Origin of the sequence: Streptomyces sp. NPDC056160, from assembly GCF_042268205.1 — a bacterium.
Taxonomy (GTDB): Bacteria; Actinomycetota; Actinomycetes; order Streptomycetales; family Streptomycetaceae; genus Streptomyces.
The window spans coordinates 1-26,175 of the sequence record NZ_JBHJUW010000129.1 but is presented as its reverse complement, the minus strand read 5'-3'; the positions used below and the strand labels follow the sequence as shown (position 1 = coordinate 26,175).

Genomic DNA, 26,175 nt, shown 5'->3' with positions numbered 1-26,175 from the left:
GGCCGTGGCCGGTCGCGGACGCGTCCTCGCAGCAGGGCTCGGCATCACGGCTCGGGATCACGGCTCGGGATCACGGGTCGGCATCACGGCTCGGGATCACGGCTCGGGATCACGGGTCGGCATCACGGCTCGGGATCACGGGTCGGCATCACTGCTCGGGATCACGGGTCGGCATCACGGCTCGGGGTCGGTGCCTGACATCAGGACTTGGCGGCGTCGCCCCCGATTCCCAGGGCCAGCCAGGTCCACTCCTTGCCCTGCTTCCCGGACGGGCCGTCGGCGGAATGGCTGCCGAAGAACAGGCGTCCGTTCTGCACGACGACATCACTCGCGTCCAGAACGGTGAATTTCTCCGCCTCGCTCGCCACGCCGAAGTAGAAGTACGGGGTCTCCGTGCCCGTCCGCGGATCCAGGCTGACGAGGGCCGAGGGCGAGATGTGGTCCTCGCTCAGGCGCAGGGCGAGGAGTTGGTCGCCGCTCATGCGGATCGGGTACAGCAGCGCGTTGGGGCCCGACTCGAACTTCTTGACCGAGGCGCCGCTCGCCAGGTCGAACCCGATGACCCAGTTGGAGTTGTGTGCCCCGCCCTCGTCCTTGGCGCGCACGAAGACCTGCCCGGAGCCGACCGCGATGGTCGGGCAGTCGTCGAGGACGAGGTAGTCGATGTCCTCGGAGCACTCGCCGAGGTAGTTGCCGCTCTTGAGCCGGACAGTGGCGCGACTGCTTCCGTGGTCGTCGAGCGAGAGCAGTTCCGTGTAGCCGGTGTCACCGGCCGCGACGGCGAGGACCGGCGGCTCGGTCGACGGGACCCTCAGGTCCCGGATGCCCGGGGTGGCCGAGTACGTCCACAGGACGCGGCCGGTACGCGGGTCGATTCCGCGCACCTTGTAGAGGGCCGAGTCCCAGGAGGTGGCGTTCGCGCTCGGGTTGCTGCAGTCGAGCCGCTCCAGCAGAGCCCGGCCGCCCGCCACCCCCATGTCCCGGCACCGGGCGGGGGCCTTGGTCTGCCACAGCTTCTTGCCGAGGTCCATGTCGTACGCCTCGGCGCCGCCGCCCCAGGTCACGGCGACCGTCGCGTGGGTCAGGGTCACGCTCGGGGTGTCCTGGCCGCCCCCGATCCGGGACACGGGTATCTCGTGGTCCCAGATCTTCCGCCCGTCGTCGAGGTCGACGTAGGTCACGTGGTCGCAGGGTGCCTGCGGGTCCTCGGCACGCCCCCGGGACAGGACGGCGGTGCGGTGGTCGACGGTGACGTGACGGGTGTATCCGCAGATCAGGCCGGTGAGCCGGAGCCGCCACACTTCGTCGCCCGGTGAGGCGTCGGTGCCGATCCGGAGACCGACGAGCGTGCTCTTGATCCCCTTGGCCAGGATCTTGTCGGTGGCCCACATGCCCGGCAGGTCCTCGTGCTCACCGGGCGCCATGTCGTCGACCGAGAAACGGAAGTCCATGACACCGGTCGTGCTCGCGGGCCGCTTCTCGACCGTCTCGCGGACGTCGAGGCGGTCCTGGGCGGCGGGCGGCGCCTTCTCGGCCCTGGCAGGCGCCCCCTGGTCGCGCAGCACGGCGACGCCCACCACGGCCGCGGCCGCGACGACGGCTGCCGCGGCCAGAGCCAGCAGTCTGTTCCGGCGGCGCTTCCTGCGCCGGTCGTCCGCCGCCATGGCGGACTGGGTGTACATGGAGGGCGGCGGCCCGAAGCTCACGCGCGGGGTCCCTTCGTCCGCGCCCCGACTCGTCGAGGGGCGCATGGTTTGTCGTATGGCTGAAGCGTCGGTCGTACGGGCCGGAACCGGTCGACGGGGCCGGGGCACGGGCAACGGGCAACGGGCAACGGGCAACGGGCAACGGGCAACGGGCAACGGGCAACGGGCAACGGGCAACGGGCAACGGGCAACGGGCAAACGAACGGCCGGTCACGGCATCCGGCCGGCCCGCCAGGCATCCCCTGGCCACGGACGGAGGCGGCCGGCAGCCGGTCCGCCGGCCGTCAGCCGGTCCGCCGGTCCGCCGGTCCGCCGGTCCGCCGGTCGTCAGCCGGTCATGGACCGTACGGTCGTGTACACGTCGAAGACGGCGAGGGTCAGCGGCACGAGTGCCAGCAGGACGAAACCCTCGGCGATCTCCATGAAACGGCCCCAGAAGGGACTGAGTCCGCTGCGCGGCACGATGAGGCCGACGGCGGTGGCCAGCACCGCTCCCGCGGCGACGGCGGCCGTGAGCCAGACGGTACGCAGGTCCAGGGCCCCGCGGTCACCGTGGTGCAGGAAGTCGGCCAAAGCCGTGCTCGGCGGGTTCAGGGCGAGGCCGAGCAGCAGCAGCGCGACGGCCGCGAGGCCGGCGACCAGGACGCACGACACCTGGGAGGTGTAGCGGAACAGACGCGCGCGGAACAGCATGGCCAGGCCCGAGGCGAGGGCGAGGAACTGCGCCCACACGTCGTGGGAGAAGCCGAGGACGGCCGCCGAGGCGACGACCACGGCGGCCGTGCCGCCGACCAGCCCCAGCAGCATCTCGTGACCGCGCCTGGCCTGAGCGGCGATGCGCTCGGCGTCGAGTGGGTCGGCGTCCCGGCCGTCGGCGGGCTCGGGGTCGAAGTCGTCCTGGGCGGCCGAGCGCGGGGAGGCGTAGCCGATGGGCAGCCGCGCGAAGCGGCTGGAGAGGCCGGGCAGGAAGGCGACCAGACCGATCACGAGGGTGGCGCACGCGGCGGCGGTCCCGGTGGCCGAGGCGTCGGCCAGGACGGCCGCGAAAGCGGCCAGGGTGCCGGTCAGCGCCGCGAACGCCACGGCCACGAAGGGCGCGTCCCCTCCGGGGGTCAGGGCCACCAGCGCGACGGCCGCGACCAGGACGGCGACGCAGCCCAGCATGAACTGGATCTTGCCCGGCCCCTGTTCGGCGTCGGGTCCGACGATCCCGGTGCCCGCGATCATCAGCAGCGGCAGGGCGCCGAGACCCGTGGAGGTCGCGGCGGCCCGGTCCCCGTACACCCGCGCGCGTATGCCCGCGAAGGCCGTCAGCAGCACGCCGAGGCCGCCCGCGACGACCCCGGGCAGCCCGTGCATGTCGTGGCGGGCGGGGTCGGCGCACCACAGGACGAAACCGCACAGCAGCAACAGCAGCGCCCCGCACGCGAGTCCAGCGCCCCGCAGCAGGTCGTCGCCCCACAGGTGCCGGTCGCGTAGGACGGCGGAGGCGACGGCGTCCGAGACGTCGTCGTAGACCGCGGGCGGGAGGGACTCCGCGAAGGGCCTGAGGCCGAGCACCTCTCCGTCGAGCACCCGCTCGTCCGCCAGGGTCCGGGCGCTGTCGAGGACACGACCGTCGCGGCGCACCAGGTGGTACCCGGTCGGCGTGCCGACGGGCTGCGTCTGGCCGGTCAGGCGCAGGATCTCCGGATAGACGTCGGCGACTGCGATGTCCACCGGGAGTGCCACGTCGATCCGGCTGTCGGGTGCCACGACTGTGACTCTGCAGAACCCCGTCGCCGCGGTCGTACTCACCTTCACTGACCCCCTGTTCGCGGATGCGTACGCTGCGTGCGTCACCCTACCGGCAGGGGGTTTCGGCGCCGACAAGTAGGATCGCCGCGAAAGCGGGAGACGACCGTCGCCACGGGGGTGCCGGCGAGCGACCGTTCGTCCGTACAGGGGGATTGACGCTCCGGTGAGCCAGATCGTCATCAAGCGCCCGCTCCGCACGCTACCGCCCGAAGTGCCCTCCGACGAGCTGCAATTGGAGACTCCTCCCGAGCTTCCGCGCGGGCAGCAGGAGGGCATGCTGATGCAGGTCCTGCCGACCCTCGGCATGGGCTCGTCCGTGGTGTTCTACTTCGCCTCGCCGAACGCCCACCCGTTCATGCGGATCATGGGCGTCGTGATGCTCGTGTCCACCGCCGCGATGGTGGTCTCGCAGATCATCCGGCACCGCCGCGGTACGCAAGGGCAAATGGCCGATGTGCGCCGTGACTACCTCCGTTACCTGGCGCAGACGCGTCGTACGGTCCGCAGGACGGCACTGCGTCAACGTGACGCCCAGCTGTACCTCCACCCCGCGCCCGAGCAGCTGTGGTCGGTGGTCGCCGAGGGCAGCCGGGTGTGGGAACGGCGGGTCGGGGACGACGACTTCGGGCAGGTGCGGATCGGCCTGGGGCCGCAGCAGCTGGCCACTCCCCTGGTGGCCCCGCAGACCGCGACCGTGGACGAACTGGAGCCGCTGTGCGCCGGCGCGATGCAGCGCTTCCTGGCGGTGCACGGCCGGCTGGAGGCGCTGCCCGTGGCGCTGTCGCTGCGCGCCTTCTACCACGTGACCGTCTCCGGCACGGCCGAGCGCGCCCAGGCCTCGGCCCGTGCGCTGGTGGCCCAGGCGGTCACCCTGCACTCCCCCGACGACCTGGTCGTGGCCGTGGTGACGTCTGCGGGCGCCCTCGCCCGCTGGGACTGGACCAAGTGGCTGCCGCACTGCCAGTTGCCGGGCCAGTTCGACGGGGCGGGCACCCGCCGCCTGTTCAGCGACGACCTGGGAGAACTGGAGCAGTTGCTGGCGGGCGTCCTGGAAAACCGCCCCCGCTTCAGCCGGGACGGCCGGCCGCTGCTGGACCAGCCGCACGTCCTGGTGGTGCTGGACGGTGGCATGGTCCCTCCCACCTCCGCGTTCGCCGCCGTGGAAGGCCTCCAGGGAGTGACGGTCGTCGAGGTCGTCTCCGGTGACCTCGACCAGCCCCGCGGCGACCTCTCGGTGGTCGTACGGCCGGAGCGGCTGTGGCTCGACTCCGGGGGCGGTGTCGCCTACGAAGGCGTGCCCGACGGGCTGTCGCTGCCTGCCGCCGAGGCGCTGGCCCGGCAGCTCGCCCCCCTGCGCGTGGGTGGCGGGGACGACGACGAACCGCTGCTGGCCAACCTGGACTTCACCGAACTGCTGGGGCTGGGCGACGCGGCCTCCGTGGACGTGACGCGCACGTGGCGGCCCCGCTCCATGCCGGAGCGGCTGCGCGTGCCCATCGGTGTGGGCGAGGACGGCCAGCCGGTCATGCTGGACCTCAAGGAGGCGGCGCAGGAGGGCATGGGCCCGCACGGCCTGTGTGTCGGCGCGACCGGTTCCGGCAAGTCGGAGTTGTTGCGCACCCTGGTGCTGGGCCTCGCGGTCACGCACTCCTCGGAGACGCTCAACTTCGTCCTCGCCGACTTCAAGGGCGGCGCGACCTTCGCCGGCATGTCGCAGATGCCGCACGTCGCCGCCGTGATCACCAACCTCGCGGACGACCTCACCCTGGTCGACCGCATGGGGGACGCGATCCGGGGCGAACTGCAGCGCCGCCAGGAACTGCTGCGCTCGGCCGGCAACTACGCCAACATCCACGACTACGAGAAGGCGCGCGCCGCGGGTGCGCCGCTGGAGCCGCTGGCCTCGCTGGTCCTCGTGATCGACGAGTTCAGCGAACTGCTGACGGCCAAGCCCGACTTCATCGACATGTTCATCCAGATCGGCCGTATCGGACGCTCGCTGGGTGTGCATCTGCTGCTCGCCTCGCAACGGCTGGAGGAGGGCCGGCTGCGCGGTCTGGACACCTATCTCTCGTACCGGATCGGCCTGCGGACGTTCTCCGCCGCCGAGTCCCGTACGGCTCTTGGGGTGCCGGACGCCTACCACCTGCCGTCCGTCCCCGGTTCCGGCTATCTGAAGTTCGGCACGGACGAGATGGTCCGCTTCAAGGCGGCGTACGTGTCGGGGACGTACCGGGCGGGCGGCCCGGAGGCCACGCAGAACAGCCGGCCCGTCGAGCGCCGCCCGGCGCTGTTCACGGCGGCGGCCGTTCCCGTCGCTTCGGTGGCTCCCGGGCCGGACCGGGAGCCTGCTGCCCGGCCCGACGACGACGCGCTGGCCGACACGGTGCTGGACGTCGTCGTGCAGCGGCTGGAGGGCCAGGGTGTGCCCGCCCACCAGGTGTGGCTGCCCCCGCTGGACCGTGCGCCGACACTCGACCAGCTGCTGCCCACGCTGTCCGTGTCGGCGGAACGCGGCTTCCAGGCACCGGAGTACAGGCGTCCGGGCGGCCTCACCGTTCCGCTCGGGCTGATCGACAAGCCGTTCGAGCAGAAGCGTGAGGTGCTGTACCGGGACTTCTCCGGGGCGGCAGGCCACATGATGGTCGTGGGTGGTCCGCAGTCCGGGAAGTCGACGGTCCTGCGGACCCTGGTGACCTCCTTCGCGCTCACGCACACCCCGTACGAAGTGCAGTTCTACTGCCTCGACTTCGGCGGCGGGGGCCTGGTGGCGCTGACGGACCTGCCCCACGTGGGCGGGGTGGCCTCCCGCCTGGACCCCGAGCGGGTCCGGCGTACGGTCGCGGAGGTGGCAGGCATCCTCAACCGGCGCGAGCAGTTCTTCCGGGCCAACGGCATCGACTCGATCACCACCTACCGCAGGCGACGCGCGGCGGGCGACCTGCCCGGTGAGGCCTGGGGCGACGTCTTCCTGGTCATCGACGGCTGGGGCAACTTCAAGACCGATTACGAGGGCCTGGAAGGCGTCGTCAACGACATCGCCGGCCGGGGCCTCGGCTACGGCGTGCACGTCGTCGTCACGGCGTCGCGCTACATGGAGGTCCGGGCGGCGCTCAAGGACCAGATCCTGGGCCGGCTCGAACTGCGCCTGGGCGACCCCATGGACTCCGAGTTCGACCGCAAAGTGGCCGCGAACGTGCCCGCGGGCGTGCCGGGCCGCGGCCAGGTCGCGGAGAAGCTGCACTTCATGACGGCTCTGCCACGCATCGACGCGTCACCTTCCTCCGACGACCTGTCGGACGCGACCGCGCAGCTCGTCCGGTCCGTGCGGGCCGGCTGGCAGGGCCCGTCGGCCCCCACGGTCCGCCTCCTGCCCCGCAAGCTCCCCGCCGACCAGTTGCCCAAGGGCTTCGAGTTCCCGCAGCACGGCATCGCGATCGGCATCGACGAGGCGAACCTGGAACCGGTCTTCGTCGACCTCGACACGGACCCGTTCTTCCTGGTGTTCGGCGAGAGCGAGTCCGGCAAGACGAATCTGCTGCGGCTGATCGCGCAGCAGGTCAGCGAGCGCTACACGCCCGACGAGGCCCGTATCGTCGTCGGCGACTACCGGCGCACCATGCTGGAGGCGGTGCCCGAGAGCCACCTGCTCGAATACGCGCCCATGGCGTCGGCGATGCAGGTCCACATGGACGCCATCCGGCAGTTCATGGAGATGCGGGAGCCGAAGCCGGACATCACCCCGCAGCAGCTGCGCGACCGCAGCTGGTGGAGCGGACCGCAACTGTTCGTCATCGTCGACGACTACGAACTGGTGGCCGCCAACTCCGGCAATCCGCTGGCCCAGTTGGTGGACCACCTGCCCTTCGCGCGTGACGTGGGCGTCAAGTTCGTCATCGCGCGCAACGCGGCCGGCGCCTCACGGGCCATGTACGAGCCCTTCATGCAACGGGTGAAGGAGCTGGGCGCACAGGGTCTGGTCCTGTCCGGCGACCCGGGGGAGGGTGACATCCTCGGCAATGTCCGGGCCCGGCCGATGCCGCCGGGTCGTGGCGCGTTCGTGTCCCGCAGGCGCGGGACGGCGCTCGTGCAGGTGGGGCAGCTCCCGCAACGCCACTAGAGTGACAGAGCGAGTTTTTCGCTCCGGTCACACTTCGGGGCGCACGGGGAGAACGGGGAGGCGGCTGAGGTGAGTTCGCACGGGGGAGGCGGCCCGGACGGAGCGCACCGCGCACCGGACACCGGCAGGTCCTTCGACAGCCTGGCGGGCGTGAACCCGCAGATGGCGCTGGACATCCAGCACAGCGCCATGAGGAAGTTCAAGCAGCGCGTCGACGCGTTGCTCACGGAGCTGGACAAGTCGGAGGCCGCTCCGGGAAAGGTCGGCCAGGACCGCCTGACCCGCACCCAGCTGGGTTCCTCCGACTTCAAGGAAGCACAGTTCCTCTACGACTCCTACGCCATCGTCCACGACGAGTTGGAGAACCTCTCGAAGGCGCTGAGCGCCCAGATCGAGGGGATGGGCCTTGCGGTGCACGCGTCGCGAGTGGGTTACGCGAACCTCGACGAGGACATCAAGGCACGGATGAAGGCCGTCAACGCGGAGGCGGAGAGGTATTACGTGGTGGGGCGGGATCCGTACGTCCAGCAGCCCGATCAGTCGACGGCGTCCGGCTCCGACGAGACGAGGGGGCAGTGGTGATGGGCGAGCAGCGGAAGCGACGGGAGCCCCGACTCGCCCGCACGGACTTCGAGTCCATGACACACGAGCAACTAGCCACCATGCTCGACTCGGCCAGCACGGCCGGAGCGTCCCACCTCGCGGTCAAGCTCTCCAAGGCGGCTTCGACGATCTCCAAGATCGGCTCCGACCTCATGGATCACGTCAAGGGCCTGGAATGGCAGGGCGAGGGCGGCGACGCGTTCCGCGACTGGGGTGGCCAGACGGCGAGCTCCACCCTGCGGCTGGGCCAGTACGCCGAGGTCGCGTCCCGCTGGATGGACACCGTGTCGCAGGCCATCGCCGAGGCGAAGGCCGCCATGCCCGACACCTCGGAGACGACGAACGCCAGGGCTGCCCTCGCCAACGCCCACAAGACGATTGAGGCAACGCAACAACCCGGCGCCCACCACGACCCCGACGCGCGGCAAGCCGCGCAGACGGCCCAGACCGACGCCACGGCCGCGCAACATCGCATCGAGGCAGCCCGGGGCGAGGCGATCCAGCAGATGCGGAAGCTGGCGCAGACGTACGAGTTCTCAGCACAACAGGTGAACAGCGTGCCACCGCCTACGTTTTCGCCGCCGGCGGGGCGAACAGGTCGGGACGACTGGTGGTACGACGACGGTAAAGGCCGGTTGCCCGAAGGCAGCCACTCCGTGAGCGGCAGTGCACCGGGAGCAGGTGTACACCGATATACGGGTGGCACGAGGACCTCTGCCGGAGCGGTCCCTGCGTCCCAGATCGTCCACAGGCAGACCACCACACACACGGCCGGTCCGCACGTACAAGTCCCACACACACATCCGGCGGAGCCGACGTCCCTGGACCTGGACGGCCTAGAGACGTTGCCGAGGCATCAGACACCGGGCACCACTGGTCCGGCCCACCCGCAGACAGGTGTTCCCCGCGTCGAGGCACCGGCGACTGCGCAACCCGTCGTTGCACCGCCGCCACTCAACGAGAGTGGACGCGTTCGCCTTCCGAACTCATCGTCGCAGGTGGCGCTTCCCTCCAAGCCACCTCAGTCGGCCCGTCCCTCGGGTCTCGCCACCGGCCGAGCCCGCGCGACGCCCCGGGAGGCGGGCATCGTCGGAGGCCGCCCCGTCCCCTCCGGACCCGGCAGCCCTCAGAGCGGCGTCGCCCGCGGCACGATCATCGGCGACAACAACGTCCAGCGCCAGACAGGCACGGCACGTGGAGTCACCACAGGCAGTCCCGGTGCTGTCGGCTCGCCGAGGGGTGCCGTTGGTGGGCGCCGTCTGGCACCGGAGACCGGTGGGGGCATCGGCAACCGGACCGTGCAGCAGAACCGCAGCGGGGGACGCCCCTTCACTCCAGGCGGATCGGGTCTTCTGCGCTCCTCATCGGGGGGCGAAACGAAGCCTAATTCTGTGAACGGACGTACGGGGGCGGCCTCGAATACGGCCAAGCCGGCGGGCTCGCGCAAGGACCAGCGTCCTGACTACCTCGTCGAGGACGAGGAGACCTGGGTACGTGGCGACCGTCCTCCCCTCCCACCCGTCGTCAGCTGACTCAAGGCCACTTGCTCACCAGGAAGGCACATGCGTAACAGCCTCATGCGAAGGCCACGCTGGTCGGCGGCGGCCGCGGCTCTGGGCGCACTACTCGTCGCCCTCACCGCTACTCCGGCTCACGCGGACTCCGTACGCTCACGCCAGTGGCATCTGGATTCCATGCACGCGCAGGACATGTGGAAGACCAGTACTGGACGCGGCATCACCGTGGCCCTCATCGACTCGGGTGTCGACGGCTCCCTCACCGATCTCAGAGGCCAGGTTCTGGACGGCAAGGATTTTTCAGGCCAGCAGGGAGACGAGCATACGGACATTGCCGGGCACGGCACCGACATGGCCGCGCTCATCGCGGCCACGGGTGCCCGTGGGCCCCTGAACGGGTCATACGGTCTGGCTCCGGGAGCGAAGATTCTTCCGATTCGTATGCGATACGCCACCGAGGGTTCCGAACAGCTCGACAACAAAGCTGAGTTCTCCCGCGTACTCAGCAAGGCCGTCCGCTACGCCGCCGACAGCGATGCCCAGATCATCAACATGTCTCTGGGCGCCTCCAATTCGCCAGGTACGCAGAATGCAGGAACGCCTGAACTGGCGGCGGCAGTGAAGTACGCTCTTTCCAAAGGAAAGCTGCTGTTCGCCGCTGTGGGAAACAGCGGTGACAAGTCCAATCTTACTGAGTATCCGGCCGCCACGCCCGGTGTGGTCGGCGTGGGGGCGGCGGACGAGAAGGCGAAGACCGCTTCATTCTCCCAATCGGGCCCACAGGTCGACCTAGTGGCTCCGGGCGTGCATATGGTTCATGCCTGTATCGGCGGTAGTCAGATCTGCTGGACACGAGGAACAAGCGACGCCAGCGCAATCGCTTCCGCGTCCGCTGCCCTCATCTGGTCCAAGCATCTCAACTGGACCAACAACCAGGTCCTCCGCGTCATGCTGAACACAGTCAGCAAGCCTGCGGGCGGCGAGAAGCACAGCGACTTCGTCGGCTACGGCGGTGTCCGTCCACGCGTCGCTCTGGCCGACCCCGGGGACCCCGGCCCCCCAGACGAGTACCCGCTCCCCGACCTCGCCGCATCAGCCTCTCCGTCTCCCACCGCCTGGCGGCCGACGCAGCCCGCGGCTACGGAGCCGGATCAGGGCAGTCCCGCGGCCCCGGCCTCACACGCCACCGGTGAGGGCGACACGGCTCTGTGGCTTGGGCTCGGCATCGCGGCTGCGGTGCTGGTCGGAGTCGTCGTCACGATGCTGACGCGCCGGGCCCGGCACCGCCCGACCGGCATGGCGACGCCGCCTGCCGCGCCTGCCGCGCCTCCGTACCCCCACTTCAGGGCCCAAACCCCGTCCCATCCACCGCAGGCCCCGTATCAACCGCCCGGCGGCCCCGGGCAGTCGGTGTGAGCCGAGGTCAAGCACCAGTCCTGTCGAGAGTCAGTCACTCAACAAGGAGGTCCCTTGTCTTTCGAAGACCAGTGGGCAGCTGTGCGCGCTCAGGCGTTGACCGGGGCGGAGGCGTCCGACAACTCCCAGATGTCGCTGGCTTCCACCGGTTCGGGTGGAAGCAAACAAGGAGAATTGGTCTACGTGGAGTATCCGTGGACCGATGGAGCCAGGATTCTCGCCGAGTTGTACACCACCACGAACACATCGGTGACACAGGTGTCGGAGGAGCAGGGCAGGGGTTCGGAAGGAACCGCGGGGCTCGCCTCCGCTCTGGCCATGGATGCGGTCAGGAGCAGTTGGCAACACCGACTCAAAGCCGTTCGTGACGAATGCGAAAAACTCGAGCAGCCCATGCGACAGGCGGCCAAGGATCACGGGGAGAACAGCGCACGGATCAAGGCCGCCATCGCGGCTGAGCGCATGGCGGCCAAGCCGTTCGAGAAGGGCCAGTAGTCGTGATCAGTCTCGATCAGCTTCGGGACCTCAAGTTGTCTGAGCTCACCGAAGAGGCCCGCAGTTGGTCCGCCATCAGCAATCGCTCCTACGCGTCCCGGGACAGGGTCAGCGATGAGATAGCGCCCGGCCTCTCCACGACGCAGCTGGGCGGCGCCTCTTTCTGGGCCATCGTCGGGCTCGGTCGCCTCAGTAACAATTATCAGTACATTTACACCGAGTGCGGTTTGATCGCCGCTGCACTCACCGGGCTGGCGGAAGAATTAGCGCCACTTCAACGCAAGCTGCTGAATGCCTTGCAGGATGCGAAGCAGGCCGGGTTCGAGGTGTATGACGACGGATCCGTGCGCTACCCGGAGACGGACTCGGGTGACACGCAGGTACAGGGCGGTACCGCAGCAGGCAACAGTGACTTTACCGGCCAGGCCCTGGGAAATATCACCGTAATGACGAGCAGGAATCGAAACGCTGTCGTGGCCCAGGAAATCGCGGATACGATCGCAAGCGCGTTGTCACAGGCCACCGAGATCGATGAACAATACGCGAATGCTATCGGCCGCCTCAAGGCGGCCGAAGGGCTGGACGTCACAGAATCGACGTGGGCCGATGTCAGCGGCGACACGGCCGCCGTGCACGGTGCGGCTGACGATGTACTGAAGGACAACATCCCAACCGATCAGTCACCGGCTGAACGCAAGGATTGGTGGAACGGCCTCAGCAAGGAGGAGCAGACCGAGTATCTGGCTGTCTACCCGGAGGTCATCGGGAACCTCGACGGCATCCCGGCCGTGTCCCGGGACGAGGCCAACCGCCTGTACCTTCCGCAACTCATGGGCAAGCTCGAGTCCCAGGGGGACGAGGCGTCCCTGACCAAGCTGGACGGGCTGCGTGGGATCGACGAACAGCTGAGGGCCGGCAGCGAACCCCCCGTACTGCTCCTTGGCGTCGGCGAACAAGGCAACGGCCGAGCGATCGTGTCCTTCGGGGATCCCGACACCTCGAAGAACGTATCAGCTTATGTTCCGGGGCTGGGGACGAAACTCGACGGCGCCTTCGCGGACGGCACGGTGAAGCGAGCCAGAGATACGGCGGTCGGCGCACGGGAGATCGATCCCTCCAGTGCGTCGATCGTGTGGCTCGGTTATGACGCACCGCAGGGCGTGGATGTCGCGGGCACTGGTGACGCGGAAAGAGGCGCTCCCGCATACCAGACCTTCATGAGCAGTCTTGCCACAACCAATGAGAACGCCGATCTGCATCTCACCGCCATCGGGCATTCCTACGGTTCGCTAACCGTGGGCACGGCAAGCCAGCAGCCGGGCGGCATGCCGGATGTGGATGACTACGTCCTGCTGGGAAGTCCGGGAGTGGGCGTGGACCACGCCGAAGACCTGGGCGTGGGCAAGCAGCATGTCTTCGTCGGAGCGGCGGAGAACGACCTCGTGAGCAAGGCTCCGTCCAAGGGGTCGGTGGCCGGCGGAGTCATCGGCGGCGCCAGCGGGTTCGCCCTCGGAGGACCGGCCGGCGGTGTGGTCGGCGCCGGGGTGGGAGCGGATCTGGGCGATCTGGGTGACGACGACAACTGGTTCGGCAAGGACCCAGCCAGTGACGAGTTCGGAGCGACGCGCTTCCGGACCGAGGATGGCCCGAACGCTTTCACTCACTGGACATTCGAGGCGCATTCCAACTACTTCAACCCTGAAAAGGATCAGATGTCTGCCGACAGTATCGCCAACATCGTCGCAGGGAACCCGGGCGGCATCACTCCGGAGGCACGTCGTTGAAGGCACGTCTAGGCCTGATCATGATCCTTGTGGCGTTGACCGCCGGGTGCAGCATGTTTGGCGAAAAAGAGGGAGGTGAGACTGTTTCCATGGACATGCAGGAAGCAGCCGATCGAGCCGACAGCATTCTGTACGACACCATGAGCCATATCACTCCGGAAGTCATGTGGGCGCATGGGATCTCCACCGACCTGACCTGCTCAGTATCGAGAAGAGCGTCCGTGACGACGGTCATCTCTGCAGAGCGGAGAGGCAGCTTCCTGGGCGTCGTGGAACACTATTGGAAGACCGCAGGGTTCACCCATCGCGGTTCGAACAACAGTAAGACGACTCCCGCCACCTATTTTAGGACTCCGGATGATTTCCAGGTCCGAGTACTGTTCAGCAAGCAAGGACAGGCGCAATTCGAAGTGACGACTCCGTGCGTGGACAAGTCCGCGGTAGCACCACCGAAGCAACGGGAAGGTGCACCTGCGTACGACGGCTCGCAACCTCCCGCACCGAGTGAGCATTCCGACTTCTGGTCTGCCAGCACTCCGGTTCCCGGAACAACCTCCCGTTGAGGGAGAGCAGGAGGAGAAAAGGACGAGGGAGGCAGCGCTCCACGCGCTGTCTCCCTCGTCGCGTTTCGCCAGGGGGCGGGGTGGTCAGCCGCCCATCAGCATCCGGAAGCGTGCCGCGTTGCCTTTGTCCGTGTCATGGTAACCGACGACCGAGTCGTCGAGGAGCCGGGCGATGCGTCCCAGCTTCTGGCACATCTGGGCCATCTGCTCGTTGCTGTCCCGCTGGATCTCACCGTAGGCCGTCTTTGCCTCGCCCTCCCAGCTCTCGGCGACGGCCTTGACCCGGCGCATGAGGTCCTCGAGTTGGTCCGCGAGGCTCTTGGCGGTGCTACGCACATCGTTGGCGGCTTGGGTGACCGTGTCGTAATTGACCGCGGTACGGTCGGCACTGAAGCTCATGTTGGCTGTCTCCCTCGGAAATCGACGCGAAACTCAGGCAAGGTCCGTGATGCGGCTGGTGACCTGGTAGGAGTTGTCCACCTTCCGGATCTCGGCGATGCGCTCCTGCTCCTGGTCGGTGAAGCCGCCGACGCTCGCCCTCATCGCCTCTTCGAGGTCGACCAGGTCGTCCTGAAGCTTCCTGAGGTGCTGGTTGACACCCTGCTGAACGGTGTCGAACTCCTTGCCCGCAGCACCCTGCCAGCCGGCCTGGATCATGTCGACGACTCGGTTGAGTGACGTCACCCGCTCGCTTACCTGGCCGTGGAAGTCGCGGATGTCGTTTGCGAGCTTGGTTAGTTCGTGCGCACTGTGTGCAAGACTCATGCCTGCTTGCCCTCCTCGAAGTGCGACGGTGACCTTCACCACCGCCACGGGTCCGTCCGGACGCCGGTCCGGACCTTCCTGGCGGGCAAGACGTGCCGCGCTCCACGCGCCGCGTGACCGCAGCGTCGCGCCGCCCCCGTGCCGTACCGCGCATGGACACGCGCGTGGTACGCGGAGCCACTTTAGTCACTTGGTGTTGCCCTTCCAACTGCAAAGAGAGGCAGTGCAGTTCTCTCAGCCACCCCTCGTGCCCTCTCGGCATACGGCCGCTCAGACCGGGAGCCTCCCCCGGTCACGCCGCCGACGGCGCAGGTCGCGTAGGGCGACGGTTGTGCCGGTGATGACCGCGAGCAGTACGACGGTGAGGCCCAGGGCGTACGTGGCGTAGCGCTCGTCGCGCTCCCTGGGGGTCTCCGCGAGGGAGAACGGCGCCACGTCGGGGAGCGGGGCCTTGGCCGGGCCGGGGTCGGGGGCCGGGAAGGAGGGCGGGTCGGCGATGTCCGACTCCTGGACGGCGCGGACGGGGTCGACGACGCCCCAGCCGACGAAGTCGTCGTGACCGTTGGTGGAGCGTTCTGCCGTCTGTTCGATCTGGGTGACGATCTGGGCGCTGGTCCAGTGCGGGTGCTTCTCCTTGAGGAGCGCCGCCACTGCGGCTACGAACGGTGCGGAGAAGCTCGTGCCGTTGTCGGCGCACTGGCCGCCGGCGGGGACGGTCGAGACGATGTCGACGCCGGGGGCCGCGACGCCCACGAAGGTACCGGCCTGGGAGAAGGACGCCCGCTCGTTGTTGCGGTCGGAGGAGGCCACCGCGAGGACGCCGGCGAAGGCGGCGGGGTAGGTGTTCTTGGCGGTGCCGTCCAGGCCGTCGTTGCCCGCGGAGGCGACCACGACGACGTTCCGGTCGATCGCCTTGCGCACGGCGCGGGCGAGGGCGGACGTCCCGGAGAGGGGCTTGGTGGTGTCCTGGGAGATGTTGATGACGTCGGCGCCCCGGTCGACGGCGTACGTGATGGCCGCGGCCATGGTGTCCGAGTCGCCGCTGTTCTCGGCGTCGTTCTGACGGATGGGGATGACGGTGGCGTTCGGTGCCAGGCCGACGAAGCCCGTGCCCTTGCGGGGACGGGCCGCGATGATCCCCGCCACCTTGGTGCCGTGCCCCACCTGGTCGTTCGTCGGGTCGCCGCCCTTGCCCCCGGTGAGGTAGTCACGGCCGGCTGCCTTGTCGACGGCGGGCGCGAGCTGGGGGTTCTTGTCGTCGACGCCGGTGTCGATGACGGCCACGCGCACCCCTTTGCCCTTGCCCGTGCCCTGCCACAGTTGGTCGAGCAGCACGCGCTGCAACGACCACGGGGTGCCGGCGATCGGTTCGGCGGGGAAGGTGCATTCGCCGCTGCCGTCGAGCCGGAGGGCGGGAGCGGGCCGCGCCGTGCCCGAGCCGGTCAGGACCACGGCTGCCGCGATCAGTACGGACGCCTTCATCGGCAGCACTCGCGTGGTGCTCCTTGTCGGGCTTGTCGTCATATCCATAGGTCCATGGAAGGAGGCGGGTCACGAACCCTGGGGCTGACGTGCGCTGTTGGTGTCCAGGCGGGGGCCCTTCGCCAGCAGCTCCGACCAGGCGGCGGGGACCTTGGCGGGCCGCACGTTCTGGTAGCCGAGTTTGACCTGCGCCTCGCTGGGCTCGGGAGTGCCGTCCGGGCTCTTCTTCTTGCCGTCGGCGCCGATGTCCGACTTGCGGCTGTCGCTGTCGCCGTTGGCCTGGACGGCGTACCGGAGGCCGGTGTCCGTGATCAGGAAGAGCGCTCCCGCGGCGGACTCGGTGCCCTGGCTCTGGGTGTAGAGCAGACCGGTGCCCGGGGTGACGTACGTGCTGGTGCCGTCGGCGGTGGTCTCGGCCGGATAGTCGGTGGCCGCCCAGGTGCTGAGCGAGGTCGTGTTGCCGTCGCCCACGCGGCGCAGCACGCTGCACACGGTGTCGCGACCCGACACGGCGGTGACGTCGTTGACCTGCCGGGCCCGCTGCCGCGGCCAGTGGGCGGCCTGCCCGGCGAAGGGGGCGGGGTCGGCGGTGAAGTCCTGCACGCCCACCGTGCGGGCCTTGCCGTTCATGTTCAGCGGGCCCGTCTGGGGCGAGGAGATGAGCAGCCAGGCGGTGAACTCGCTGATGGGCTGCACCTTCCCGGGCAGGACGACGTAGTACTGGGTGCCTTCGCCGGTCTCGGTCCTGAGGACCATGCCGACCCTGTTCTCCCCGGCCGAGAGCTGTCCCGGCACGTGCGCCGGCGAGCCGATGCCGTCAGGCAGCCGCGGGAAGGCGACGGGGTCGCCCTGATGGAGGGTGGCCAGCCACTCCTTGGTGACGAGTTGTGGCTTGCGGGTGCCGACGAGAGCGGTCGTCAGTGTGCCGGTCTCGGCTCCGGTGACGGCGTACGCCGTTCCTCGGGCGTCGACCAGGTAACGCTCGCCGGTTCGGGTCCTGACGTAGAGCACGTCCCCGGCGGTGAGGCGGTGGGCGTCGTCCGTCTTGCGCTCGTCGCGCCGGGCCAGCACGAAGGTCGCCTGCTGGGTGGTCTCGCCCTTGCCGCCGGGCTGTTCGCACACGGCCCAGCGTTTTGCCCTGCCCGCCTCGTCGGACGACGGCAGCCGGTCGGGCGCGTAGGGGATGCCGAGGATGGGACCGCGCAGCGGCTTGCCCGAGTCCAGGATCTTGTCGCTGACTTGGATGACCTGGTAGTCCGCGTCGTTCATCAGAAGGCGTGCGGAGGCGAGGTTCAGCACCGGGTGGAGCCGCATCGTCCCGTCCGTCTTGAGGACGACGTACCGGGTGGTCGACTGCTTGCCGACGATGACACGGGTGCCGGGCTTGTCCCAGCCGGCCGGCGCGGTGGGCTGGAACATGCCCCAGGCGCCGAACACGGCCATGGCCACCGCGCCCGCGACCAGGCTGGGCACGACGGCCCGCAGCGGCTTGGGGGCGCCCTCTTCGGACCCGGACGGCGACGGCTGGAGGAACGCGGCGAGCGTGCGCCTCTTCGCAAACGTGTAGGCGTTGAGTTCGTCCCGCCGTGATGCCATGACTGCCTGTGTCTCCCCGTTGTCCCCACCCGCGGATGCCCGTCCCGCCCGGCGATGTCAGACCGGCCCCCTACTATGCATGGTGTCGGCGGGGACCGGTGGAGGGGGTAGGGTACCGGGGCCTTCCGGAGGTCCAAGTGCGCTGCGTGACGCAGTGAGTTATGAGCAAAACGGGGAGATGCAGTGATGGCTTCCGGTACGCGGTCGCGACCGCGTGGCCGACCGCGGGCCGACGACTCCCGGGCGCCCGGCCCAGGCTCCGCCGGCGGTGCTCCTGATCCGCGGGCCCGGGCGCAGTCGGCGGGCACGCTGCAGCCGCGCGCACGGCGGTCGCAGGGCGGCCCGTTCCGGCTGCAACGGCTCGTGCTGTGGGAACTGGCGGCGGCGGTCCTGGTCGTCGGGTGGGCGGCCGGCCCGGTGGGGCTGGTTCCCGCGGTGGTCGTGGCGGTGTTCCTGGTGCTGTCGGCGGTGGTGCGCCGCAGAGGCCGTTCGCTGCCCGAATGGCTGGCCACCGCACACGCGTTGAAGACGCGGCAGCGACGGGCCGCGGCCACACCGGTTCCGCCCGGTACGGAGCCGGCACTGGTCCCTGCCGTGGAGTGCGAGCCCAGCCTGCGGACGTACGCGTGCGGGGTGCGGGACAGGCGCCTCGTCGGAATCATCGGGGACGGCACGTTCGTGACCGCGGTGATCCAGGTGGAGGCCGACGCGAGCGCGCTGCGCGCCGAGCGGACCCGGCAGCCGCTGCCGTTGGCTCTGGTACGGGACGCCCTGGAGGTGGACGGCATCCGGCTGGAGTCGGCGCAGATCGTGCAGCACACCCAGCCGGCCCCCGCACTGCATCTGCCGCGGCAGTCGGTGACGGTGGCCAACTACCAGCCGCTCCAGGAGCGGACGGGTGCCCCGGCGGTGCGGATCACCTGGATCGCGCTCAAGCTGGATCCCGAGCTGTGCGCGGAAGCCGTGGCCGCGCGCGGCGGCGGACTGGCCGGAGCCCAGAAGTGCGTGGTGCGCGCCGCGGACCACCTCGCCAGCCGGCTGACCGGGGCGGGGTTCCGTGCGACCGTGCTCGACGAGGAGGAACTGATCGCCGCGCTCGCCACCTCGGCCTGCGCGAATCCGCTGGTGACGGCCGAGGCCGGGCGCACGGAGGCACGCGAGCGGCGGACGCAGGAGTCGGGGCGCAGTTGGCGGTGCGACAACCGCAGACACACGACGTACTGGATCCGGCGCTGGCCTCAACTGGGCGGGGAGCACGGCGCGTCGCTGCCCCAGTTCCTCGCCCGGGTCACGGCGATACCCGCCCTCGCCACCACCTTCAGCCTCACCCTCGCGCGCGGCGAACGGCAGGAGGTCTCGTTGTGCGGGCATCTGCGGGTGACCGGCCGCAGCGACGACGAACTGGTCGCGGCGCGGCACGCGCTGGAGGGTGCGGCGCGGCAGGCCGGCGCCGGACTCAGCAGACTCGACCGGGAGCAACTTCCCGGCATGCTGGCCACGTTGCCGCTGGGAGGTGCGCGGTGACATTCCCCGCGACAGCGCGGCCGGAGGCCGACGCCCAGGCGGCCCCGGACGGCGCCGGACCGTCCACCGCCCGCTCGGTGGGCGAGCGACTGCGGCACGGCTTCGGGCTGCTCGGCCCCCGGCACGGGCGTCACGCCGTGCCCGCGCCGCAACTGGACGCCCTCGCCCTGCCCATCGGGGACGACGGCGTGGTCGCCGGGGTGGACACGGAGGGGCAGCCGGCCGTCCTGGGTATCAACCGTCCCACGCCCTACGACGTCGTGCTCATCGGCGGCCTGTGGACGGCGCAGGTGCTCGCGCTGCGCACCGCGGCGACGGGGGCGCGGGTCGCCGTGGAGACCGGCCGGCCGCAGGCATGGATGCAGATGGTCCACGCCATGGGCGGCGGGCAGAACGGGCTCGCCGTGTACGAGGTGGGCCGTGTGCCGCCCCAGGGCGCCTCGGCCGGAACGCCGGTGCTGGTGGTGCGGGACTGCGGCATGCGTCCGCCGCGCGGACGGGTGGGTTCCGGCCCGTGGCAGTCGATGCTCACGCTGCTGCCGTACCTCAGCCCGGTCGCCCCCCGGCTGCTGCGGCAGGCGCGGCTCGCGGGGGTCCAGCGCGTCTCGCCGGACGAGGCGTCGGAGCTGGGGCGCACCATGGGACTGACCCGCGCCGAGCGGGAATCGCTGCCGACGCTGCCCGACGGCGTCACACTCTGGTGCGCCGACCATGACCGGCAGTACGTGATGACCCAGCCCACCGATGCCGAGATCGGATTGTTGGGTACGCCACGTCGGATGGACTGAACTGTCCTTCCCTGACCCTTTTGTTCGCCGTTGGTGCGGTGGGGTCGTTCCTGACTCCGCCGCTTCCTGGGCGCGTTGGGACCGTGTGGGCGTGCGCCGGGGGACGGGCGGCCCTGCCGGGACGCCGCTCGCGGTGATTAGGCTGGGAGTGGACGCGATGCCAGTACCCGTGGACCAGGCATCGGCGGTCCGGGGGGAGCCGGTGGGATCGGACTGCCTCGAACGACTACGGACGACTCGGAACGACATGACATGGTCGCCCCGGCAGCATGAGCGTGCCCGACCACACCAGGAGGAACTGTGAGCAGCGATCGGGACGGGAACCGCGGGGGCTGGGCCACACCCGGCGATGACCAGCCCGACGCGGAATCGGCCATCGAGACGACCGGCGAGTTCACCATCGACTACGCGCCACCTGCCTGGTACACGCAGAACGCCCACGGCGCTTCGGGTGAGCAGGAACCCTTCGACGGCGCGGGCCAGGCAGGCGGGGGCGCCGCATTCGGCGCTCCTGCTGCCCCCGCCGCTTCCGCCGCTCCCGGTGTGCCGGAGGGGCTGGTTCCGTCCGCGGATCCGGGCGGTGCGGGCGGTTCGGTCGCTTCCGGCCCGGCACCGTTCACACCTGCCGCGCCGGCCACGCCTGCCGCTCCTCCGCCTCCCTTCCCGCCGCCGACCGGGGAAGCGGTTCCCGGAGTACCGGCGCCCTTCACGCCTCCTCCCCCGGCGCCCGCCCCCGGGGGGCCGTCCTTCGCGCCCCCGGCCCCTCGGCCGAGTGCCCCCTTGGCACAACCCGCGGCAGACCCGGTCGCCGTACCCGGGCTGCCGGCAGGAAGCGAGTTCGAACCGCACACACAGCCGCCGCGGCCCGCACCGCAGGAGGAACAGCGGGCAGGCAGTGCGGATCTCGGAGCCGCTGACCTCGAGAGCGGCGCCACCATGCGGTTCTCCGCCGCCTCCTTGAAGCAGGAGATCACGGCACGAGCCGCCGCGGGCGAGGAGGACGGTCCGGAAACGGCGCGCGCACCCGGTGCCACCGACTCGCCCGAGACCGCTTCCGCACGCGCCTCCGCCTCCCCTCTCGTATCCCCATCCGCATCCGCATCCGCATCCGCGGCAGATGACGCGCCCGCCTCGGACGGCGAGTCCGCGGACGGCGGCTCCCACCACGGCGGATCGAAGGACGGCGGGGCGCAGGGCGGCGAGCCCGGGCCCGACGCCGTGGCCGACGCTGACGAGGCGGACGACGCGAGTACGGCGTCGGATGCCGACTCCGCCGCGGACCCGGCCGGAACGGGATCGCCGGACGCCGCACCGGCCGTCGTCCCCGACGCACCGGACGCGGACAGCGACACCCCGGTCGAGACGCCGGCGGATTCCACGGCTCCGGACACTGGGTCCGGCACCGGCACCCCTCCCGCCGTCACGGCAGACGACGGACAGGACGCCGCCGCACCGCAGGACGCCGTCCCCGCGGACGCGTCGCCCCTCGCGGAACCTCAGGACGCCGTGCCTCAGGACGCCGTGCCTCCGGCCGGGCCGGCCGCCCCGCAGAGCACCCCCGGTGCCTGGCCTCCGCCGCCCGCGCCGCAGGGCCCGGTGCCCCCGCTCCCCCCGTCCTACCAGCCGGCCGCCCCGCCGCCCGCGCCCCAGTGGCCCGCGCAGCCGCAGCCCGGGGCCGTGCCCGCGCAGCCGCAGCCGCCCTTCCAGCCCCAGGCTCCGCGGCCGGAGGAGGCCGCCGGTTCGCAGCATCCCGGGTACGGCTTCCCGCAGCCCGGGCCTCAGCAGGCTGCCGCCCAGCAACCGCCGGGCGCCGCCCCGGCCGGGTACGGCTTCCCGCCCGCTCCGGGGGTGCCCGGCGCCCCCGTCCCGCCGGCCGCGCCGACCGGGTACGGATTCCCGCCCGACCAGCCCTCCGCACCGAGCGCGCCTACCGCACCTGTCCCTCCTGGCCAGCCCGGCCTGCCCGGCGGTTACGGCTTCCCGCAGCCGCCCGTGCAGCCGGACGGTGCGCAGCCCCCGGCGGCGGCGCCCGCACCCGGTGCTCCGCAGCCGCCCGTCGACCCCCGCACCGGGGCCGGCTGGCCGCAGCCCATACAGCATGACCAGCGGCAGCCGACCAACCCCGGGGTCGCGCCGCTGGGGTACACGGCGGCCGTCGAGCTGTCGTCCGACCGGCTGCTCAACAACAAGAAGCAGAAGGCACGCAGCGGGCGGCCGGCGGCGGCCGGGGGGCGGTTCCGGATCGGGGCGAAGAAGGAGGAGGCCGAGCGGCAGCGGAAGCTGGAGCTGATCCGTACGCCGGTGCTGTCCTGCTACCGGATCGCGGTGATCAGCCTCAAGGGCGGTGTCGGCAAGACGACCACCACCACCGCCCTGGGCTCCACGCTCGCCACGGAGCGGCAGGACAAGATCCTCGCCATCGACGCCAACCCGGACGCGGGCACGCTCGGCCGCCGGGTGCGGCGGGAGACCGGGGCCACCATCCGCGACCTGGTCCAGGCGATCCCGTACCTCAACTCCTACATGGACATCCGGCGGTTCACGTCGCAGGCGCCGTCCGGTCTGGAGATCATCGCCAACGACGTCGACCCGGCCGTGTCGACGACGTTCAACGACGAGGACTACCGGCGCGCGATCGACGTGCTCGGCAACCAGTACCCGGTCATCCTGACCGACTCCGGTACGGGTCTGCTCTACAGCGCCATGCGGGGTGTGCTGGACCTCGCCGACCAGCTCATCATCATCTCCACGCCGTCGGTCGACGGTGCCAGCAGCGCCAGTACGACGCTGGACTGGCTCTCCGCGCACGGGTACGCCGATCTGGTCGCGCGGTCCCTCACCGTGATCTCGGGAGTGCGCGAGACCGGAAAGATGATCAAGGTGGAGGACATCGTCTCCCACTTCGAGACGCGCTGCCGGGGTGTCGTGGTCGTGCCGTTCGACGAGCACCTGGCGGCCGGTGCCGAGGTCGACCTCGACATGATGCGGCCGAAGGTGCGGGAGGCGTACTTCAACCTCGCGGCGATGGTCGCCGAGGACTTCGTCCGGCACCAGCAGGCGCACGGACTGTGGACGTCCGACGGGAATCCGCCCCCGGTGGCGGCCCCGCCGATGCCCGGTCAGCCGCTGCCGCCGTACCAGCCGATGCCCGGTCAGCCGCTGCCGCCGTACCAGCCGATGCCGGGGCAGCCCATGCCCGGCCAGCCCGTGCCCGGGCAGCCGTACCCCGGGCAGCCCCAGCCTGGTCAGCCGCCGGCCGGTCAGCCGTACCCGGGGCAGCCAGGTCCCGGCCAGCCCTACCCCGGGCAGCCCTACCCCGGGCAGCCGGGGCAGTTCGCGCCCCCGCCGCAGCCCGGACAGCCCGGACAGCCCGGACAGGTTTACGGGCAGCAGGCCGGCCCCGTACCCGTGCCCGGGGCTCAGCCCATGCCCGGCCAGCCCTACCCGCAGCCGGGCGCCGGCCCCCAGCCGGGACACTTCGGCCAGCCCGGCCAGCCGGGGCAGCCCGGTCAGTTCCCGCCGCCCCAGCCCCCGGCCCAGCCCGGCCGGCCCTATCCCCCGCAGCCCCCGCCGGGTTACCCCCCGGCCGGGCCGCCGCAGGCCGCGCAGGCCCCGCAGGACGGCCAGGCTCCGCCGCCTCCCCCGCCCGCGCAGCAGCAGTAGGCAGCCGCACTCGCAGACGCGAAGGCCCGTTCCGTCTCCCGACGGGGCGGGCCTTCGCGCATGCGCAGGCAGAAGCGGCGGAAATCGGCCGCCACGCTCTCACCAGCGAGGCGTCAGTGGTCTCCACCAATGAGGGACACGGAGCGGCGCATTTGTTGTTTCCGCAGGCCACATGGGGTTTGACATACCGTTGACGCGCGCAGACTGCCGCTGATAGACACACATTTCATTCCGTCGGCGTCTCCCGATCAAGCTCGTTCCAGCACCTTTACAGCTCGTTCCAGCCTGTTCACTTCCGTTCAAGCCCGCCTCGCGCGGGGGCGCACCGCGTCCCGCGCGGGCGACGACGCGAGGTCACCGAGCCATGAACACACACGATCAGCACGGCAGTGGACGTAACGGCCCCCGACCGGGGAGAACACGGTTCCTCGCCGCCGCGGGCGCCGCCGCGCTCCTCCTCGCGTCCGGGCTCGCCGCCCCCTCCGCGTCGGCCGCCCAGCCGGCCCGCGCCGCCCAAGGCGCACAAGCCGCCCGAGCCGCGCAGGCTGACCAGGTCGCGCAGGACAACCAGGGCGACCAGAGCAAGAAGGTGCTCACCGTCGCCGTCGCGCAGAGCGTCGACTCGCTCAGCCCGTTCCTGGCGGTCCGGCTGCTCAGCACGAGCATCCACCGGCTGATGTACGAGTACCTGACGAACTACGACCCCAAGGACAACCACGTCATCCCGGGGCTGGCCACCAAGTGGCAGTCGTCGCCGGACAAGCTGACCTGGACGTACACGATCCGCACCGACTCGAAGTGGTCGGACGGGCAGCAGGCCACCGCCGAGGACGCGGCGTGGACGTTCAACAAGATGATGACCGACGAGGGCGCCGCCACCGCCAACGGGAGCTTCGTCGGCAACTTCGCCGAGGTGACCGCGCCCAGCCCCACCCAGCTGGTGATCCGGCTGAAGAAGCCGCAGGCCACGATGACCGCGCTCGACGTGCCGATCGTGCCCAAGCATGTCTGGGAGAAGGTCAAGGACTTCTCGAAGTTCAACAACGACAAGACCTTCCCGATCGTCGGGAACGGTCCTTTCGTGCTCACGGACTACAAGCCGGACAGCTATGTGCGGCTGAAGGCCAACCAGGACTTCTGGCGGGGCGCCCCGAAGTTCGACGAACTGGTGTTCCGTTACTACAAGGACCAGGACGCCGCCGTCGCCGCGCTGCGCAAGGGCGAGGTGTCGTTCGTCGCCGGTTCGCCCTCGCTGACGCCCGCCCAGGCCGCCTCCCTCAAGGGCGACAAGGACATCCACGTCAACGACGCCCCCGGGCGCCGTTTCTACGCCCTGGCCACCAACCCGGGCGCGCAGGCCAAGAACGGCACCAGGATCGGTGACGGCGACCCGTCGCTGCGTGACGAGCGGGTGCGGCACGCGCTGTTCATGGCGGTGGACCGCAAGACGATCGTCGACAAGGTGTTCCAGGGCCACGCCGTGGAGGGGCAGGGCTACGTCCCGCCGCGCTTCACGCAGTACTTCTACAAGCCGACGGCCGCTCAGGAGCTGAAGTACGACCCGGCCGAGGCGGGGCAGCTCCTCGACCAGGCCGGGTACAGGAAGAACGCCGGCGGCAAGCGCGTGGGCAAGGACGGCAAGCCGCTGAACTACCGCGTCCTGTGCCACGCCACCGATCCGAACGACAAGGCGGTCGGCAAGTACCTCCAGGAGTGGTGGGGCAAGCTCGGCATCGGGATCACCCTCGACTGCCTGGACAACGTGACCGACCCGTGGCTGGCCGGCAAGTACGACCTGGCCTTCGACGGCTGGTCCGTCAACCCCGACCCGGACTTCGTGCTCTCCATCCACACCTGCGCCGCCCGCCCGCAGACCCCGAAGGACACCGGCGCCACCGACAACTTCATCTGCGACAAGACGTACGACGACCTGTACGCCCAGCAGCTCGCCGAGTACGACCCCGCCAAACGGGCGGACATCGTCAAGCGGATGGAGTCGCGGCTGTACGACCTGGGGTACATGAACGTCATGGCCTATCCGAACGCGGTCGAGGCCTACCGCACGGACCAGATCAAGTCGATCACCACCATGCCGTCCGCGGCGGGCAACATCTACGGGCAGGACGGCTACTGGAGCTGGTGGTCGGCCGTTCCCGCGGACTCCGGTGACTCCTCCGGCGGTTCGTCCTCGACCGGTGTCGTGATCGGGATCGTCGTGGGCGTCGTCGTCCTCGGCGGCCTCGCGGTGCTCTTCGCCGTGCGCCGCCGCGCGACGGCCGAAGACCGTGAATAGGACGGCGACGACCGTGTCCCCGCGTACAGGTGCAGGTGCTCATGACCACTGAAGCGACATCCT

The 26,175-nt window shown here is 70.3% G+C and carries 17 protein-coding genes; 11 read left to right on the top strand and 6 right to left on the bottom strand.

The window, feature by feature from the left end; genetic code table 11:
- Positions 1-200 precede the first annotated feature (200 nt).
- Entirely contained in the window at positions 201-1,706 is a 1,506-nt protein-coding gene (locus ACFC02_RS33405; RefSeq protein WP_376365469.1) for a PQQ-binding-like beta-propeller repeat protein, read from the bottom strand.
- A gap of 327 nt (positions 1,707-2,033) precedes the next feature.
- Complete coding sequence (eccD, locus tag ACFC02_RS33400; RefSeq protein ID WP_376365467.1) at positions 2,034-3,503, bottom strand: type VII secretion integral membrane protein EccD; 1,470 nt, start codon at positions 3,501-3,503, stop codon at positions 2,034-2,036.
- 163 nt (positions 3,504-3,666) lie between these two features.
- Here eccD and eccCa point away from each other — a divergent pair, with 163 nt between their 5' ends.
- The 7 genes from eccCa to ACFC02_RS33365 all read left to right on the top strand — a co-directional run bounded on the left by eccCa (position 3,667) and on the right by ACFC02_RS33365 (position 14,001).
- Positions 3,667-7,623, top strand: a complete 3,957-nt coding sequence (gene eccCa, locus ACFC02_RS33395; protein WP_376365466.1) for a type VII secretion protein EccCa — start codon at positions 3,667-3,669, stop codon at positions 7,621-7,623.
- A gap of 69 nt (positions 7,624-7,692) precedes the next feature.
- A complete protein-coding gene (locus tag ACFC02_RS33390; protein ID WP_376365464.1) occupies positions 7,693-8,205 on the top strand; it encodes a hypothetical protein in 513 nt (170 codons plus the stop codon).
- A 56-nt stretch (positions 8,206-8,261) separates the two neighbouring features.
- Complete coding sequence (locus ACFC02_RS33385; RefSeq protein WP_376365462.1) at positions 8,262-9,758, top strand: hypothetical protein; 1,497 nt, start codon at positions 8,262-8,264, stop codon at positions 9,756-9,758.
- 162 nt (positions 9,759-9,920) lie between these two features.
- A complete protein-coding gene (gene mycP / locus ACFC02_RS33380; RefSeq protein WP_376365460.1) occupies positions 9,921-11,159 on the top strand; it encodes a type VII secretion-associated serine protease mycosin in 1,239 nt (412 codons plus the stop codon).
- Positions 11,160-11,213: 54 nt separating this feature from the next.
- Positions 11,214-11,654 (top strand): hypothetical protein, encoded by a 441-nt coding sequence (locus tag ACFC02_RS33375; RefSeq protein ID WP_376365458.1) that lies wholly within the window; start codon positions 11,214-11,216, stop codon positions 11,652-11,654.
- A gap of 2 nt (positions 11,655-11,656) precedes the next feature.
- A complete protein-coding gene (locus ACFC02_RS33370; protein WP_376365456.1) occupies positions 11,657-13,438 on the top strand; it encodes an alpha/beta hydrolase in 1,782 nt (593 codons plus the stop codon).
- Positions 13,439-13,527: 89 nt separating this feature from the next.
- Positions 13,528-14,001, top strand: coding sequence for a hypothetical protein (locus ACFC02_RS33365; RefSeq protein WP_376365454.1), 474 nt, complete (start codon positions 13,528-13,530; stop codon positions 13,999-14,001).
- Positions 14,002-14,085: 84 nt separating this feature from the next.
- On the opposite strand, the gene ACFC02_RS33360 is transcribed toward ACFC02_RS33365, so the two are convergent.
- The 4 genes from ACFC02_RS33360 to eccB all read right to left on the bottom strand — a co-directional run bounded on the left by ACFC02_RS33360 (position 14,086) and on the right by eccB (position 17,844).
- The gene (locus ACFC02_RS33360; RefSeq protein WP_376365452.1) at positions 14,086-14,400 is read right to left on the bottom strand and encodes a WXG100 family type VII secretion target; all 315 of its coding nucleotides are present in this window, start codon (positions 14,398-14,400) and stop codon (positions 14,086-14,088) included.
- Between the two features lie 33 nt (positions 14,401-14,433).
- Positions 14,434-14,766 (bottom strand): WXG100 family type VII secretion target, encoded by a 333-nt coding sequence (locus tag ACFC02_RS33355; protein ID WP_376365450.1) that lies wholly within the window; start codon positions 14,764-14,766, stop codon positions 14,434-14,436.
- Positions 14,767-15,036: 270 nt separating this feature from the next.
- Entirely contained in the window at positions 15,037-16,248 is a 1,212-nt protein-coding gene (gene mycP / locus ACFC02_RS33350; protein WP_376365471.1) for a type VII secretion-associated serine protease mycosin, read from the bottom strand.
- Positions 16,249-16,317: 69 nt separating this feature from the next.
- Positions 16,318-17,844 carry a type VII secretion protein EccB gene (gene eccB / locus ACFC02_RS33345; RefSeq protein ID WP_376365448.1) on the bottom strand — a complete coding sequence of 509 codons (1,527 nt, stop codon included), beginning with the start codon at positions 17,842-17,844 and terminating at the stop codon, positions 16,318-16,320.
- A 186-nt stretch (positions 17,845-18,030) separates the two neighbouring features.
- Here eccB and eccE point away from each other — a divergent pair, with 186 nt between their 5' ends.
- The 4 genes from eccE (at position 18,031) to ACFC02_RS33325 (ending at position 26,112) form a co-directional block, all read left to right on the top strand.
- Positions 18,031-19,368, top strand: a complete 1,338-nt coding sequence (gene eccE, locus ACFC02_RS33340) for a type VII secretion protein EccE (protein ID WP_376365447.1) — start codon at positions 18,031-18,033, stop codon at positions 19,366-19,368.
- A complete protein-coding gene (locus ACFC02_RS33335) occupies positions 19,365-20,156 on the top strand; it encodes a hypothetical protein (protein WP_376365445.1) in 792 nt (263 codons plus the stop codon). Before eccE ends, ACFC02_RS33335 begins: the two co-directional genes overlap by 4 nt.
- A gap of 300 nt (positions 20,157-20,456) precedes the next feature.
- Positions 20,457-23,819 carry an SCO5717 family growth-regulating ATPase gene (locus ACFC02_RS33330; protein ID WP_376365443.1) on the top strand — a complete coding sequence of 1,121 codons (3,363 nt, stop codon included), beginning with the start codon at positions 20,457-20,459 and terminating at the stop codon, positions 23,817-23,819.
- A 364-nt stretch (positions 23,820-24,183) separates the two neighbouring features.
- Positions 24,184-26,112 carry an ABC transporter substrate-binding protein gene (locus tag ACFC02_RS33325; protein WP_376365441.1) on the top strand — a complete coding sequence of 643 codons (1,929 nt, stop codon included), beginning with the start codon at positions 24,184-24,186 and terminating at the stop codon, positions 26,110-26,112.
- Positions 26,113-26,175 lie beyond the last annotated feature (63 nt).

Excerpts from the sequence above, each read along its gene's own strand:
- ACFC02_RS33385 (WP_376365462.1), top strand. The coding sequence starts at position 8,262 with ATGACACACGAGCAACTAGCCACCATGCTCGACTCGGCCAGCACGGCC.
- mycP (WP_376365460.1), top strand. The coding sequence starts at position 9,921 with ATGCACGCGCAGGACATGTGGAAGACCAGTACTGGACGCGGCATCACC.
- ACFC02_RS33365 (WP_376365454.1), top strand. The coding sequence starts at position 13,528 with ATGGACATGCAGGAAGCAGCCGATCGAGCCGACAGCATTCTGTACGAC.
- ACFC02_RS33360 (WP_376365452.1), bottom strand. The coding sequence starts at position 14,400 with ATGAGCTTCAGTGCCGACCGTACCGCGGTCAATTACGACACGGTCACC.
- ACFC02_RS33355 (WP_376365450.1), bottom strand. The coding sequence starts at position 14,766 with ATGAGTCTTGCACACAGTGCGCACGAACTAACCAAGCTCGCAAACGAC.
- mycP (WP_376365471.1), bottom strand. The coding sequence starts at position 16,248 with ATGAAGGCGTCCGTACTGATCGCGGCAGCCGTGGTCCTGACCGGCTCG.
- eccB (WP_376365448.1), bottom strand. The coding sequence starts at position 17,844 with ATGGCATCACGGCGGGACGAACTCAACGCCTACACGTTTGCGAAGAGG.
- eccE (WP_376365447.1), top strand. The coding sequence starts at position 18,031 with ATGGCTTCCGGTACGCGGTCGCGACCGCGTGGCCGACCGCGGGCCGAC.
- ACFC02_RS33325 (WP_376365441.1), top strand. The coding sequence starts at position 24,184 with ATGAACACACACGATCAGCACGGCAGTGGACGTAACGGCCCCCGACCG.